This window comes from Nocardiopsis deserti (genome assembly GCF_008638355.1).
GTDB classification, from domain to species: Bacteria; Actinomycetota; Actinomycetes; order Streptosporangiales; family Streptosporangiaceae; genus Nocardiopsis; species Nocardiopsis alborubida.
On the sequence record NZ_VWVS01000017.1, the window covers coordinates 186,711 to 201,857 of the forward strand.

The following is a 15,147-nucleotide window of genomic DNA, read 5'->3' on the forward strand; positions in this document are numbered from 1 at the left end:
TTCCGGCCGGAAGGGGGAGGACCGGCCCCTGTGCCGAGCCTGTTCGTCAGGGTGCTCGTTCGAGCCTGCGGAGATGCGTACGGACAGGGTGGTCGGCGCTGACAGGGCTGGTGCCGTCGTCGGCCAGGGTGAACAGTGGCGGGGCGACGCCGTAGGCCTTCGCCTTCGTCCCGCTACGGGCGCGGTGCGGGCTCGGAGACCGTGAGGCGGAGCTGGAGGCGGGTGAGCTTGTCGTGGGCGAGGGTGCCCGGTTGCGCGCTGAGCATGACCACGCGCAGGTCGGCGCCCGGCACGGCGAGGGTCTGGCAGTCGAGGTCGAGCACGCCGAGTTCGTCGTGGTCCACGCGCTTGCGCAGCGTCGCACGCGGCCGGACGTCGTGCTGCCGCCACCGCGCCGCGAACCCGGGGTTTCGCTCGGCGAACTCATCGACCAACCGCCGCAGCGCGGAGTCGTGCGGGCGGCGGGCCAGCGCCTCGCGCGTCTGGGCCGCCGCCTGCGCCTCGAACCCGCCCGCCGCCTCCGGAGGCGCCGAGCACACCGCCGCGCCCAGGCGCATGGACAGCCGCAGGACGTTGCGCTCGGCCGGGGGCAGCGCGGCGAAGTCCGTGATCAGCGCTGCCGCCAGGTCGTTCCAGGCCAGGATGTCATGGCGGGCGTCGCAGACGTAGGCGGCGACCGGGCCGAGCCGCTCCAGCAGGGCGAGCACCCCCGCAGGGACCTGTTCGGCCGGGCCGGGCCGCGTTGGCGGCGCGTGCCCGGCGAGCCGGGACAGGTGCGCCCGCTCCGCCTCCGACAGCTCCAGTGACCGCCCGATCGCCTCGATCACCTGCGGTGACGGGCGCGGCGCCCGGGCCTGCTCCAGCCGCTCGTAGTAGTTCACCGAGACCCCGGCGAGGTCGGCGACCTCCTCGCGCCGCAGCCCCGGGGTGCGCCGCGCCCGTCCGCCCGCGACCTCGGGAAGGCCGACGTCGGCCGGGCGCAGGGCCTCGCGGCGGGCGCGCAGGAATCCGCCGAGTTCTCGCTTGTCCACGCCCCCAGCCTGCCATGCGCGCGGGCGGCGAGCCACGGACCGCCGGTCCGGGGACAACGCGGCCGTTCCCCCGCGCGGCACGCCCCGCCAGTGTGGCGGAGGACGGAGCAGGCAACGCAGACCGAACAACGGAGGCGGAGATGGACCGATCACCCGAAGGCGCCGCAGGCACGACGATCCTCGTCACCGGCGGCACCGGCAACACCGGCCGCCCCCTCACCGAGACGCTGCGGGCCCGTGGCGCGCACGTGCGCGTGGCCAGCCGCAGGCCGGGACCCGACGGCGTGCCCTTCGACTGGGCGGACCCGACAACGCACGCCCGGGCGCTCGCCGGGGCGCAGGCCCTGTACCTGGTGCCGCCGCTGATGACCCTGGACCCCATGCCGATGGCCGGGCCGTTCCTGGGGGCCGCGCGGGCCGCCGGGGTGCGGCGCGTGGTGCTGCTCGGCTCGCTGGCGCAACTGCCCGGGGCCCCGGGCGTCGCGGAGCTGGGGGAGGCCGTGCGGTCGTTCCCGGAGTGGGCGGTGCTGCGGCCGTCGGGGTTCATGCAGAACTTCACCGGGGCGCACCCGGTGGCGGCGGGCATCCGCGAGCGCGGCGAGATCCGCTCGGCGACCGGTGAGGGGCGGCTGGGCTGGATCGACGCCGCCGACATCGCGGCCGTCGCGGCGGAGGTGCTGTCGGCGCCGGGGCCGGTGGCTGACGAGCACGTGCTCACCGGTCCGGAGTCGCTCGGGTACACGGAGGCGGCGGCGATCATCGCCGAGGCCACCGGCCGACCGGTGCGCCACACGCTGACTCCGGCGGCCGAGCTGGTCCGGCGCAACCTGGACGCGGGTATGCCCGAGCCCTTCGCCGCGGCGCTGGTCGGGGTGGACGCCGACATCGCCAGGGGCAGCGAGGACCGCGTCACGGACACGGTCCACCGTCTGACCGGCCGCCCGCCCCGTACCTTCGCCGACTTCGTCCGCGCCCGCCGGGGGGAGTGGTCCGCGGGGTGAGGGGCCGGGCGGGTCCGTCGCGGGCCTGATCGGTGGTCGGCGGTGCGGGGCCGCCGTCCGTTCCCGGGCCCGGCCCGGCTCGGTCCGGACCCGGCACGCGGACCGGTGCCGCACCCTCAGGAGATCTACGACGGGCCGCCCGATGCGGGTATAGCGGCGGGGCAGCGCGGGCTGTTCGAGGCGGAGGGCGTCAGTCCCGCACGTACACGCCTGCCCGGGCCGCCTCCACTGCGGCCCGGGCGCAGCGGTCGGCGGTCTCCTCGTCCAAGGGGCCGCCGCTGGCCAAGAGGCGGTAGGCCCACTTCCAGCCCGACGGCGACCACGCCGCCGTCGCCGTCGACCAGCCCCCCTACGGCCGGATGCTGTCCGGTATCCGCGGTCTGCGCCTGGAGGTCACCCAGGTCGTGGCCAAGTTCAAGTACGACGACCACAAGCCCGTCGAGCACCGCACCGCCGTCGCCGACCGCCTCACCGAACGCGGCCGGGGCCTCGACGCCCCCGTCTCACAGCAGCAGCGCCGCCGCCTGGACCGCATTGGCCCCTGGAAGCCCTGACCCGCCACCGGAGGCCGCCGCGACGCCTACCGCGCCCATGCGCAAGCCGGGGTGATGGGCGCGTCCCGGAGGAGGGCGTGGGTGGGCCATGACGAGGACGGAAGCTCGGTCAGCCGGGACGGGGGAGGCGGCCGGGAGGCTTCCCGCCGTGCCGGTGCGCCCGCCCGGACGGCGGGCGTTCCCTCACACCTGCTCGATACCGCTCTCGATCGCCGCGTGGCCGGCCTCGGTCAGACCGTCGAAGGACACGACCGCGTCCCTGCCGATGGTCTCCGTCTCCCCGTCCTCATCGGAGTAGGACACACCAGCGAGGTAGCCCTTGCCGTCCAGATGGCTCAGCGTCGTCTGCACCGCGCTCGTGGACCAGCCCGTCTCCCGGGCGAGGTCGCCCACGTGCACCGGAAGACCGCTCTTGTGGACCTCGACGCGCCGCGCGGCCAGAAGGAGTCGTTGTGCGTCATCTCGGAAGGTCACAACGCTCATACTCCCATACCCCGCCTTCTTCCCGGCCGGGAGGCCGGGCCTCTCCCGGGAGCCGGGCCGCTCCTGCCCACGGACCAGGCCCGCGCGGACAGGGGAGCGCCCCGCGCCCGTCCTCGCGGGGCGGGGCGGGAGGGTCATCGGCCCGACCGGGCGGAAAGCCGTGGCGAGAGCATGCGTCCGACCGCGCGCAGCAGGGCCCGGAACTCGGCCCCGTTCGGGCGGACGCCCAGGCCCGCGTACATGAGCGCGTTCCCGTACTCGGCCATGAGAACGCCCCGGCCGTTCTCGATGTCGAACCGTGTCACATAGGTGTTGCGGTAGGGCTGGCCCGTGCGTGCGACGACCATGTCGCCGACGCCGTGGAAGAAGAGCCCGCTGCCATCCGGTGAGACGCGCCATGCGTGGTCGCGCCACAGCAGCGGGGTGGACTTGTCGAACAGCGCGCTCGTGTAGGCGAGAACCTCGCTCCTGCCCTCCACGTCCGCGACGCAGAGGCCACGCCTGCGACCCGGAGCAGAGGGGGAGGTCAGCGTTGCGAGATCCGCGGTCAAACAGATGCACCATCCGACCCGCGAGGCTCCGGCCCCTGCCCGGTTCCATACCGCCTGTGGCCGCAGGCCTGGTCCTGGTGCTGTTGTTCGAGCTCGGGCTGGGCGCTGCCCTGCACCAGCCGACGGAGCACACGGTCGCCGATGCTGTCCCGGACACACCCGCCCCGGTGCCGAGCGATGTCAGCGAGGTCGGTTGGGAGTGGGAGGCGCCGCAGGGCGTGTCCGTGCGGGGCGTGGAACCCGGGCCGTTCGGTCCGCTCCTGGTGCTTGAGGACGGTGTCGTCGCCCTGGACGGCTCCTCCGGCGAGGTGTTGTGGAGCTACCGGCATCCTTACAACAGTCGGGTGCGGGGGGGGGCCTGGCGCGTCAGGATTCCCTCCGTTGCCTGCTCACCCTCGGATGGTGTGTGACAGGGCTGTCCCGGGGGTTGTAGGTGTCTGGAACCGAGGATCTGGCGCCCAGAGGAGCCGGGCCGCTGGCCTGGGGTTTCCTCGTGCTCGGGGCCGGTACCCGGTCGGGTCAAAGGCCCTTGGGCGGGTCACCCTTCAGGTAGCTCGCCCTGCCAACGTTGCGGAATCTGCTTACCGGCGTGAGCGTTTGCCGATTCTCTCTGCTTCTGCGGGGTCAAGTTCATGGCGCCTGATCGGTTTCGCCCGCCTAACCGACCTGAGCGGGATCACCGATTCTGAGGTGCGCGGTGCCTGAGAGCGTGGGGTGATGAGCCTGGGGAGGTCGTCGCTCACGGTCGCGGGTACCACCAGACCGATGGACGGATGTGGAGGAGCCCTGCAGAGGATTCCTCAGAGTCCCTACCTGCGCTTTCCCTTAGTGAACGTATCGAGGAAGGGGACCTGGGTGAGCGTTTCGCGGTGCCTGAGAACGGAGATGATGTGGTCCGCCTTGGCACCGACCATGTCCAGGAGTTGCTCGACTTCGAAGAGGTGAGAATCCGGGTCGTCGGGTACCGTTGCACCACCCCTGTGCTCGGAGGCCGCGATCCTTTTCGCGATGCCGGAGGCATCGCTGAGTATCGCGGCGGACTCCGCGACACGCTCCTCGGCCATGAGGATGGCGCTGATGTTGAGGCAAGTCGTGAGCTCACGCCGCTGGTTTCCGAGTGACTGGTAGATTCCCCGTGCCGTGGAGAAGGCATCGACGGCTTCGGTCAGGCGTCCCATACGGTGTAGAACGGTGCCGAGTCTGAGGAGGGAGTCGGCTTCCCCATCCGGATCGCCGTGCGTGTGGCAGATGCCGCGGGCGTTGCCGTGTGCCTGCCCGGCCGCTGCGAGATCGGAGATCTCGGCGAGGGCACCGCCGAGGTGGTTCCAGGCCGCCGCCTCCCCTCGCGGATCCTTCAGTGAGCGATAGACGTCCAGCGCACGTCGGTAGGCGGTCGACGCGATGGCTCCGCCGTCGCGTTGCTGGAGCGCGATGCCCAAATTCAGTTCTGCTGCCGCCTCTCCACGTCGGTCGCCCAGATGCCGGTAGGCGTCTCGCGCCTGGGTGAGCGAGGTTGCCGCTTCTTCGAAACGACCGGACTGAACGAGCGTGAGTCCAAGGTTGTTCAAGGCGTCGGCTTCACCGTGATGGTCCGCCATCCCCTGACACAGGTCCCTCGCATGGGAGGACACGGTGATCGCCTCGTCAGGGCGGTTTGCTTGGCGGAGTGCGTTGCCGAGATTGTTGCAGGCCGCTGCTTCCCCGCGGTGGTCACCCAGTCGCCGATAGGTTTCCCGTGCTCGCGAGTGCGCCGCTATCGCCTCGTCGAAGCGCCGTAGCCGTTGCAGGGTGTTGCCGAGGTTGTTGGACGCGGTTGCCTCGCCACGGTGGTCGTTCAGTTGCCGGTAGGCCTTCTGGGCCCGTGAATGCGCGGCTGTCGCTTCGTCTAGGCGTTGCAGCTCCTGGAAAGTGTTGCCGAGGTTGTTCCACGCAACAGCCTCACCGAGGCGGTTGCCCTGCTCACGGTAGGCGTGACGAGCCTGTGTGAGCGGTTCGATCGCTTCTTCGAAACGATGAGACTGGCGCAGGGCGATTCCGAGATTGTTGAGGGCGTGGGCCTCGTTGGCTTCGCCCATACCCTCGCGCGTGGTCTCGCACGCGATCGAACTGACGGTGACAGCGTCATCGACGAGTCGGCGTACCTGTAGATACTCGGCCAGGTGAAGCGACAGGTGGGTCGCGGTGTCGGGGTGGGAATGGCGGGTCTGGGCCACCACCGAGACGAGGTTGGCCCGCTCGGCGTCGAGCCAGGAGAGCGCGGCCTCTCGTCCACTGAACTCGTGGGATTCGACATTCCCCGGCAGAACGCTCAGATGACGGTCGGCCTCTTCGGTCAGGCGTTGGTAGAAACCGAATAGCCGCCGCTCGGCGGCGGCGTCCGCCTCAGCCATGTTCGGGCTGGCGTGCGCGCGCTCCTGACGCCGCTCGGTTGCGTAGTCGCGTACGAGGTCGTGGAAGGACCACCGGCCTTTCTGGTCGGAGGCTCCCCTGCCGATGAGGTGTGCGGACGCGAGCCTGCGCAGGCTCTCCCTCGCCTCGTGTTCCTCATAGCCCGTGAGGACGGCCGCAGCCGTGGTGGACATATCCGGGCCGGGGCTGAGCGAGAGCCGCTGGAAGACCTCCCGTTCGCGGAGGGCCAGCCGATGGAAGGAGACGTCGAACACGGGTCGTATGGCTCGCTGTCCGTCGTCCAGTGCGCCGAGCCGGCTCCGCACGGCGGTCAGCGCGGTCCGGAGCGCCTCGGCCAGTTCGGTGACCTCCTTGTCCGGATCCCTGCGGAGGAGCGCGGCGGCGATTTGTAGCGCCAGCGGGAGCGCGCCGCACAGTTCGACCACATCGCGTGCAGCGGCGATCGCGTTGGTGATTCGGTCATCAGCCGAGTCGTGGATGCGCAGTGCGGAGTCGAGCAGCCTGGTTCCGTCGTCCAGGGACAGCACACGAAGATCGATGTTCCGTGCTGGAAGCGTGTGAAGGGTTTCTCTGGAGGTCACCAGCATCCGGTGTGGTGAGCTTCCAGGCAGTAGCGGGGTGATCTCCTGGGATGAGGAGACGTTGTCCGCCACGACCAGGACCGGTGCTCCGGTCTCACCCATGATCGCGTTCAGGCGCGACCGGTAGAGGGCCGCGCGTTCGGTCATGGTTGGTGGAATATCGGTGTCACGGACACCAAGGGCCCGGAGCATCGCGTCCAGTGCCTGGGCCGCCTGGACGGGGCGTTCGTTGTATCCGCACAGATCGATGAATATCGCCGAGCTGAACAGGCCACGGGTATAGGCGTCGTGAGCTGCGATTAGGGCGAGCGCCGTCTTTCCTATTCCCCCCATTCCGGAGACACTGCACGTGGTGAGATCACCAAGGGGTGAAGTCCTTCCAGGATCCAGGAAGGTCCGCAGTGTGGCTAGTTCCGCCTCACGACCGGTGAAACCCGGGGGTGCGGGCGGCAGGGACGAGCGGGCCGTCGCCGCATCAGAGGTGTGGCCATGACGGTGGATCTGCTGGTGGATAGTGCCGAAGTTCTCGCGGAGTTGGAACACCTGTCCGTCGTTGTTGTCCCGGAGCGTGTTGTGCGTCCCGCTGCTCTCCTGCCACTTTGCCTGTTTCCGTGAAGCCGTTGGAGGGGTGTGCAGCATCGGCTGAGTGGCCGGTCCGGTTGTCTCCAGGACGTCAGGGACTTCTAATTCTGGATCGCGGCCGCGTGACGGTAGGGAAACCAGGTCATCAGGAAGAAGATCCTGACAGCCGTGAAGCACCGATTTCTGCGGTTCCAGTTCGGCATTAGTCAGATTCCGGTACCATTCCCTCAGTTCTGCTCCAAATGAGACCTGCTTCTCACCTGGCATGCTCTCCATGAAGAGGACGATCCGAATCTTCCAGTCCAGCTTGATGTCGAACCGCAGCTGTTCTGGAAGCTCGCTGGCTGCGATCTGTTTGGTGAGATCATCGAGCTCCTGCTGGACCTGACGTTCACTGGCGAGACCGTGCCGTGCGAGAACGCGGGCGAGGTCAACGCTCAGGCCTTTCCACATCGGCGAACCAGCTGATTCTGCCAGAGCTTCCGCCGCGGCTGCCACGGCCTCTTCCAGGTCTCGTTCGAGCACTCGTCCCTCCACTGCGATTCCACAGTTGCTGGATGTAACATTCAACCACTATGAAGTCCCGTCCCTTAGGGAGACTGCGGATCAGGTCAGCGCTGCCCTGCCCCAGACAGGGGAGTGGGACTGATCGGCCTGCTTGCCGATGACGGTGCCGTCGACAGTGCAGCCGTGGAAGTGGACGTGGCCCCCGCCATAGGAGGCCTTCTCCCTCCGTATGTCCCGATCCTGGATGACGGTGCTCCCGAAGACGTCCCCGTTGACGGAGCATCCATCGGCTCCTGGCGGCGTCCGATGGCACTGCGTGAGGCCCGCGGAGACCGCTTGTCCGCTTCAGGGAGCGGGTCTGGAGCGCCCGGTCCGGGTCTACCCCAGGCGCGGGACCCAGCCCTCGGGGCGGCCGTTTCCGGCGGCTTTGGCCGCGGCCTCGGAGTCCTTGACCAGGCCGGTCGCCCGGGCCACTGCCAGAGCGGGGGCTACCTCGAACTCGCCCCTCCGACGCCTCGCGTACCGCGAGTCCTGGCGGGCCGCGAAGGTCAGGGCCGCGTCCAGGACCTCGCGCCACCCCTCCTCCGTTCCGGTGCCGCTCTCGGCCAGTTCCAGGACGCGGTGCACGAGAAGGCTCCGTTCCACTCCTCTGTGGAAGGCCACAGGTCGAGGAACTTCAGGACCCTCTCGGTCGCCTTCTCCGCGGTGGACAGGTGGGGCAGCAGCAGTCCCAGACCGTCGTCGATGAGGTCGTGCTACTCGGACCGCTGGTGCGTCTTCCACGCTCGATGGAGTTCACGCCGACGCTCGTACTCCCTCTTCGCGCGGTGCTGCGGATCGGTTTCGGGGGTCAGGGACGCCGGGCCCATGACGTGCAGGAGCGCGTAGTTGATGCGGAACCCCGTCCTATAGAGCAAGGAGAACGAGTCCTTCCCACGCGGCTTGTCCATGGCCGTCCACCTCACTGTTCCCGGGGCCGCGGACGCACGCCGCGAGAGTGCAACAAAGCAGGGAATCCATCGCCGTGAAAACCGCGACCTTCCCTGCTCAGCAGCGTATCCGCCCGGTTTTCGCCGTCCCGGTCGGCCCGCCCCACACGAGCACGGTCTCCGAACGGCTTCGCGGTCCCCGGCGCCGCGGTATCCGGTTCGGAGAGGGCCAGGACCTGTCGGCCCGCCCGTTCGTCCGAGCCGGTGCCGGGGACGTCGTCAGGACCTGTCGGCCTGTGGTTCTCCTCGCCAACGAGTCGGTGACGCCGGGCCGGGCTCACCACGAGGTGGCGGGCCCGACCCGCGCAGGACTCACCCCGAAAGACCGGAGATCTTCCCGTAGCCGAGCGCACTCCAGAAGTCGCCGCGCACGTAGCGCTGCTCGGGCTCAGGATCGAAGTCCCAACGGCGCACCCGGCCGTTCCGCAGTGCTTCGGCGACGAGGCGGCGGTTCGCCTGGCTCGCGAGCACATCGGACTCCATGCCGGGGATGTCGTACTGCGCTTCGAGCACTGCCCGCATCTCCCGAGCGGTCTCCTCGTACCCGCGCTCCGCGGCGCGGTTGCGCAGCTCGTCCGGGTCGACCGAGAGATCGAAGAGCTGTTCCGGGTCGCCGGGGCACAGCACGTATTTCAGGTGCCCCCGCACCAGCGTCAGCTGGGGCCGCAGCGTGCCCTCCGCGAGGTACTCGATCACGATGTCGCGGTCCTCGGGGTTCGTCTCGCCCGCGCGCTCCCGACGCGCGGTCTCGAACAACGACCGCCCGTCCTGGTCACCCGCCCCAGGAGCCCCGGAGAGCTCCAGCAGGGTGGGCATCAGATCGAGCAGGCAGACCGTGTTGGCGAAGCGGCCCCTCGGCACCAGGTGTTCGGGACCGTGCACGATCATCGGTACCCGCGAGGACTGCTCGTACGGTGACATCTTGTACCAGAGGCCCTTCTCACCCAGCATGTCACCGTGGTCGCTCGTGACGATGATGACGGTGTCGTCGGCGAGACCGAGCTCCTCGACGCGCCCGCGAATACGGCCGACGTGGTCATCGATGTAGCTCACCGCGGCGTAGTACGCACGGCGGGCCCTGCGTACCTCGTCGATGCCGGGCTCCCGTTGGTCGAACCCGCTCATCGACCGGAGACGGTGGCTGTGCGGGTCCTGCTCGGGATCGGGAACCTCGGGATGGGCCGGATCAGGGATCTCGCCGTCGGCGAACCGGTCCCAGTGCTCGCGCGGCGGCTCGTACGGATCATGCGGGTGAATGAACGAGGTGACCATCAGGAAGGGCAGGTTCTCCCCCGCGGCCTGGTTGGCGCGGACCCTGTCGTTGAGATGGCGAAGGGTTCGGAACCCGACCTCGTCGTCGAAGTCCTGCTGCACCGTGGCCTTCGAGAAACCGGCGGTGAACACGGCATCGGCGTCGTGGTACCACTGGAGCCGGTCCTCCAACGATCGGTTCCAGTCGGGCACCATGTCGAGATCGGCCGGGTAGACGTCCGTGGTCAGCCTCTCCTCGAAACCGTGCCGCTGATCCGGTCCGATGAAGTGCATCCTGCCGATCAGAGCCGTGTGGTATCCGCTCGCCCGCAGCCGGTGGGCGAAGGTCGGCTCGGAGGCCGCGAAATCGTCTCCGTTGTCGTAGCAACCGATCGCCGAGGGCATGCGGCCGGTCATCATCGACGCACGCGAAGGCGCGCACAACGGAGTGTTACAGTACGCGCGGTCGAACACCATCCCCTCGTCAGCGAGAGCATCGATGTTCGGGGTCTTCGCCGCCTGGTCCCCGTACGCGCCGAGAGCCTGGGCCGCCATCTGGTCGGCCTGGACGACGATGATGTTCGGTCGGTTCTGAGACATGACTGTTCCTTTCCGTGAGCCGGAACGAGGGGTTCGAATGAGCTGCTGCGGTCCCAGACGCGAGACGGCCAGCCGACGGCCGAGGGGCCCGGAAGCCGCCGACGGGAAGGTGCTGGAGCGCCTTGCCTCCGCCGCGGAAGGCGAACTGCGGATGATCGGCCTCGCGGGAGGCGCGTTCCTCATGGGCAGCACGGACCGGTTCGCCTACCCGGAAGACGGAGAGGGCCCCGTTCGGCAGGAACGGGTGGAACCGTTCGCCGTCGCGCCGACGACTGTGACGGTGGCCGAGTTCGCCGCCTTCGTGCTCGACACCGGGTACCGCACCGATGCCGAGAGGCTGGGCGACTCCCTCGTGTTCCGGGGGCTGCTGCCTGAGAGGCTGCGCGACAGTTCCCCCGTGGCCGCACGGACGCCGTGGTGGCGTCAGGTCGAGGGCGCCTGCTGGCACCGGCCCGAAGGCCCCGGATCCTCGGTGGAGTCCCGCAGCGGACACCCGGTCACCCATGTGTCGCAGCGGGACGCCGCGGCCTACGCCGCGTGGGTCGGTGCCCGGCTTCCGTCGGAGGCCGAGTGGGAGTTCGCGTCGCGCGGCGGGCTCCAGCAGCAGCCCTTTCCCTGGGGCGCCGTACGAGAACCCGACGGGGTGCCCCGCATGAACACGTTCCCCGGTGATTTCCCGAACGGGCCGACCGGTCCGGTCGGCACCGTGCCCGCTGCGTCGTTCGAACCCAACGCCTACGGTCTGTACAACACCACGGGCAATGTCTGGGAGTGGACCAGCGGCGTCTTCGGCCGGACCGATGGACGACCCGTGCTGCGGGGCGGTTCCTACATGTGCCACGCGTCGTACTGCCGCCGGTACCGCACCTCGGCGCGCACCGCGGTGACCGCGGACACGACCCTCGGCCACACAGGTTTCCGCCTGGCCCTCGACACCGGCTGAGCGGCGGGGGCGGGGGGCGGTGGAGTCAGCGTCCCTCATGGTCGGTCCCGGTCTCCGACGCCTCGCCACGAGATTCCCCCTGTGTCACCGTGGGCCCTTCGGAGGTGGTCTCCGCGGTCTCACCCGTGGTCGCGTCGTAGCCGTCAGCCCACTCCCCGGTCTCGAAGTCGTAGCCGACCGGCTCGCCTTCCTCGTTGGTGCGCTGGTACCACTCGGTGTAGCTCTCGTCGGTGGAGTCGATACCCGCCCCGGCACCGTCCCCGGGCCGTGATTTCACGACCTGCAGGGAGAAGTCGTCGCCGTACCGGTCCACTCCCTCGGTCACGGCGTTGTCGATCGCCGTGTCGACATAGCGCATGCGCAGGGCGAGGGGATCGGTGCGCAGTTCCTTGAACCACGCGATGATGGCGGCGACCAGCACGAGTGCGAAAGGCACCGCGGTGACGATCACGAGCTGTTGCAGGCCTTCCAGTGCCATCGCATCGCCGAGAAGCAGCATCACGATCGCGATTCCCGACATGACCAGGCCCCAGAAGATGACCACCCAGAGTCGGGGGTTCTGGTCCCCCTGCGTGGTGAGCATGCCCATCACGACCGACGCGGAGTCGGCGGCGGTGATGAAGAAGATCGCGAGCACCAGGATCACGACGAAGGGCAGCCATTCGACATAGGGCAGGTTGTCGATGAGGGCGAAGAGCACCTCGGGCGCGGGCATGCCCTCGGTGAATCCGGACGCGCCTTCCCGGTACATCCAGATGGAGGTGCCGCCCATCACTCCGTAGGCGACGAAGAGCAGTGAGGACGGGATGATGATCGTGCCGAGGACGAACTGGCGAATGGTGCGACCGCGGGAGATGCGCGCGAGGAAGATGCCCACGAAGGGCGACCAGGAGATCCACCACGCCCAGTAGTAGACGGTCCACAGCGACTGGAACTCCTGTGTGTCCTCACCCCACGAGAGCGATCTGCCCATCATGTCGAACATGGTGCCGAGGTACTCCATGACCGCGGAGGGGAGCAGGTTCACGAGGAACAGTGTGGGGCCGAGGAAGAGGACGATCGCGACCATGCCGATCGTGAGCACGATGTTCGTGTTCGACAGGTAGCGGATGCCACGCGCGACGCCCGAGATGGCCGAGACGACGAAGGCGATGGTCAGGACCGCGATGATGACGACCAGGGTGTTGTTCGTGAGCTCCCCGGCGCCCGACACGATGCTGACACCGGAGCCGATCTGCATCGCCGCGATACCGAGAGCGGCGGCGGTGCCGAAGAGCGTCGCGATGATCGCGAAGATGTCGACGAGCTTTCCGGCGAAACCCTCGGTGAGCCGTCGGCCGAACAGGGCGCGGAAGATCGAGGACATGAGCAGGGAGCGACCACGGCGGTATGCGGCGTAGGCGACGGCCCCGCCGACCAGCGCGTAGATGGCCCACGCGTGGAAGCCCCAGTGGTAGTACATCTGGGCAAGAGCCGTGTGCAGGGCCTCGACCGACTCCGGCTCGCTGGTCAGCGGGGGCGGTGAGATGAAGTAGCCGAGCGGCTCCGAGGGCCCCCAGAACAGGACCGCCACACCCAGTCCGGCGGCGAACAGCATGGCCGTCCAGGAGAACGTGCTGAACTCGGGCCGCTCGCCGTCCTTGCCCAGCGGGATCCTCCCGTAGGGCGAGAGCGCTATGCCCATGGTGGCGACGAGCACGACGATGGCCACGACGTTGAACATCCAGCCGAGGTTGTCGGTCGACCAGTAGAAGGCTGTCTCAGCGACCGCGGCGACGTTTCCCGGGGACCAGATGCCCCAGATGACGAAAGCGACCGTCAGCGATCCGGCGATCGCGAAAACGAGCCAGTCGACCTGGTAGCGGCGGCGCTGGTCGTCGATCGAGATGCCTGGGACAAGGACCGGGTGTGTGTCGTGGGGATACGTGGGGTGCTGGTAGTCCAGGCTTCCGAGCGCGGTGTGACTCGTCCGGTTCTGCGGCCCCGGGACCTGGTCCCTGTCCTCGGCTTCCTCGCGTTCTTTTCCGCGGTGGACCGGTCGGTCTTTGTCTTTGTGCGGGTTTTCGGACATGGAGAACACAGCCTCGTAAATATTCAAACAGGGGTGCGCATCGGGCCTGAGGGGAAAGAGCGCACACCAGGAAGGTTGGTGAAATAGATCGAAAAAAGCGGTCATGTCGCCTGGCCCCAGCGGGAGTGGCGGCCATTACCGCGGGGGTGTGCTACGGCAGGTTGTGCGCGTATCTCCGCACTCGTGTTGATGCAGGGAAGCTTCGGTCACTGCTTCTGGCGATACCGATTCGATGTCCCGGAGGGTGCCCGGTCACGGTTCCCTGTCCCGCCAGCCGATCGCCGTGCCCGCCCATGAGTCGTTCTCGCGGCCGACTGTGCCGGTCGGGGTGGGGGAGGCGGCCAGGTCACGAGGTACGGCTCGAACCGTAGGGGGTCCCGTGAGCCCGATCCTGGGCTGGCGTTGCACCAACAATGCGAATTCCGACATAAATAGTTATACTAACTGCGCTGTAGGCATTTGTCAACCGGAAGGGTGGGGATTTGATGTGGCGATTGGCCTGTGCGTCCGTTTTGGGGATTCGTGGAACTGCTGTGCTCGCCGCTCTGGGGTTTCTTTCCCCCGGTTTCTCCTGTTGGAGAATTCCTTGCCAGGGCCGGGGGTGTGCGCGCTCCTTTTGGGGCGCCGTGGCAAGAACAATCGTCGGTTGTCTTCTCTGTCTGGTGGGGGGAGTGGTCGAAGGACGAACCCGGCCTCGCCACGGGAACCCGGGCCTCCTACACCGGGCGCATCCGCGCGTACCTCTTTCCACACCTGGGCCGACTCCGGCTGGACAAGCTCCAGGCCCGGCCGCGTCGAGGCCGTGTCCGCGGCCGCCGAGGAGGCCAGCCGAGGAGACCAACAGCCATCCCGAAGAGCGCGGCCGGGCAACGCACCATCACCCTGGGCACGGACACCATCAAGGTGGTGCGGGCCTGGAAACGGTTCCGGGACGAGGCCCGTCCCAAGGCCGGTACGGGTCGGGTGGACAGCGGCCTGGCCCTCACCCGGGGCGACGGTGCGGCGGGAAGCGTGCGGGCGCCTCAGCGCGCCGAGAGGGGCGTCAGTCTCTGGGCGGAACGGCGTGGTCGCATCCCAGTTCCCGAAGGGCGGTACGCAGCTGCTCGGCCGAGCGGTCGAGGACGCTGTGGTCCTTCTCCGTCTCTACGCCGCTGACGTCGAAGTCGGACATGTCCCAGACGGGGGCCACGTGGACGTGCAGGTGCGCAACCTCGAAGCCCGCGACGAGCAGCCCGGCTCGGGGTGCGTTCCACGCGGTGCGAACGCCCTGGCCGATGGCCTGGGCCACTTCCATGCACCTGGTCAGGAGAGCGGGGTCGGCATCGGTCCAGTGGTCGACCTCTGCTCGGGGGACGACCAGGGTGTGACCTGGCCGGATCGGGGCGATGGACAGGAAGGCCACGACCTCGGGGTCCTTCCACACGAAGTGCCCGGGGAGGTCGCCGGCGATGATCTTGGAGAAAAGGGTCGGCAAGGGCGGGAGGCCTTTCCAGTGCATGTGGGGTCAGGTGGTTCCTGACGGTTCGGAGGTCGGGATCCGGTGGGGTGTCCGGAATCGGCGGAGGGCCCACCACGGACAGACACCGAAGTCCGT

13 protein-coding genes are annotated in these 15,147 nt (G+C 68.7%); 4 read left to right on the plus strand and 9 right to left on the minus strand.

Annotation, left to right across the window (positions count from 1 at the left end):
* Positions 1 to 173 precede the first annotated feature (173 nt).
* Positions 174 to 1,031, minus strand: coding sequence for a helix-turn-helix transcriptional regulator (locus tag FYW99_RS23690; RefSeq protein WP_150254238.1), 858 nt, complete (start codon positions 1,029 to 1,031; stop codon positions 174 to 176).
* 140 nt (positions 1,032 to 1,171) lie between these two features.
* Between FYW99_RS23690 and FYW99_RS23695 the strand changes: the two genes are divergently transcribed.
* Positions 1,172 to 2,032: a Rossmann-fold NAD(P)-binding domain-containing protein gene (locus tag FYW99_RS23695; RefSeq protein ID WP_150254239.1), complete on the plus strand. Its 861-nt coding sequence runs from the start codon at positions 1,172 to 1,174 to the stop codon at positions 2,030 to 2,032.
* 359 nt (positions 2,033 to 2,391) lie between these two features.
* Positions 2,392 to 2,586 (plus strand): hypothetical protein, encoded by a 195-nt coding sequence (locus FYW99_RS23705; RefSeq protein WP_190394773.1) that lies wholly within the window; start codon positions 2,392 to 2,394, stop codon positions 2,584 to 2,586.
* A 183-nt stretch (positions 2,587 to 2,769) separates the two neighbouring features.
* On the opposite strand, the gene FYW99_RS23710 is transcribed toward FYW99_RS23705, so the two are convergent.
* Both FYW99_RS23710 and FYW99_RS23715 read right to left on the minus strand, forming a co-directional pair.
* Entirely contained in the window at positions 2,770 to 3,060 is a 291-nt protein-coding gene (locus tag FYW99_RS23710; protein WP_150254241.1) for a hypothetical protein, read from the minus strand.
* A gap of 143 nt (positions 3,061 to 3,203) precedes the next feature.
* On the minus strand, positions 3,204 to 3,620 hold the full coding sequence (locus FYW99_RS23715; RefSeq protein ID WP_223839436.1) for a nuclear transport factor 2 family protein: 417 nt from the start codon (positions 3,618 to 3,620) through the stop codon (positions 3,204 to 3,206).
* Positions 3,621 to 3,676: 56 nt separating this feature from the next.
* Between FYW99_RS23715 and FYW99_RS23720 the strand changes: the two genes are divergently transcribed.
* On the plus strand, positions 3,677 to 4,030 hold the full coding sequence (locus FYW99_RS23720; protein WP_223839437.1) for a hypothetical protein: 354 nt from the start codon (positions 3,677 to 3,679) through the stop codon (positions 4,028 to 4,030).
* A gap of 399 nt (positions 4,031 to 4,429) precedes the next feature.
* On the opposite strand, the gene FYW99_RS23725 is transcribed toward FYW99_RS23720, so the two are convergent.
* From FYW99_RS23725 to betC, 4 genes are all read right to left on the minus strand, one after another.
* A complete protein-coding gene (locus FYW99_RS23725; RefSeq protein WP_150254242.1) occupies positions 4,430 to 7,717 on the minus strand; it encodes a tetratricopeptide repeat protein in 3,288 nt (1,095 codons plus the stop codon).
* Positions 7,718 to 8,077: 360 nt separating this feature from the next.
* A complete protein-coding gene (locus FYW99_RS23730; protein ID WP_150254243.1) occupies positions 8,078 to 8,326 on the minus strand; it encodes a hypothetical protein in 249 nt (82 codons plus the stop codon).
* A 128-nt stretch (positions 8,327 to 8,454) separates the two neighbouring features.
* Positions 8,455 to 8,649 carry a hypothetical protein gene (locus FYW99_RS23735; protein ID WP_150254244.1) on the minus strand — a complete coding sequence of 65 codons (195 nt, stop codon included), beginning with the start codon at positions 8,647 to 8,649 and terminating at the stop codon, positions 8,455 to 8,457.
* Positions 8,650 to 9,000: 351 nt separating this feature from the next.
* Positions 9,001 to 10,539, minus strand: coding sequence for a choline-sulfatase (betC, locus tag FYW99_RS23745; RefSeq protein WP_150254246.1), 1,539 nt, complete (start codon positions 10,537 to 10,539; stop codon positions 9,001 to 9,003).
* Positions 10,540 to 10,576: 37 nt separating this feature from the next.
* On the opposite strand from betC, the gene FYW99_RS23750 reads away from it, so the two are divergent.
* Positions 10,577 to 11,482, plus strand: coding sequence for an SUMF1/EgtB/PvdO family nonheme iron enzyme (locus FYW99_RS23750; RefSeq protein ID WP_150254247.1), 906 nt, complete (start codon positions 10,577 to 10,579; stop codon positions 11,480 to 11,482).
* Between the two features lie 25 nt (positions 11,483 to 11,507).
* Here the strand turns inward: FYW99_RS23750 and FYW99_RS23755 are convergent, their stop codons facing one another.
* On the minus strand, positions 11,508 to 13,553 hold the full coding sequence (locus FYW99_RS23755) for a BCCT family transporter (protein WP_150254248.1): 2,046 nt from the start codon (positions 13,551 to 13,553) through the stop codon (positions 11,508 to 11,510).
* A 1,042-nt stretch (positions 13,554 to 14,595) separates the two neighbouring features.
* Entirely contained in the window at positions 14,596 to 15,027 is a 432-nt protein-coding gene (locus FYW99_RS23760; protein ID WP_150254249.1) for an HIT family protein, read from the minus strand.
* Positions 15,028 to 15,147: the final 120 nt, after the last annotated feature.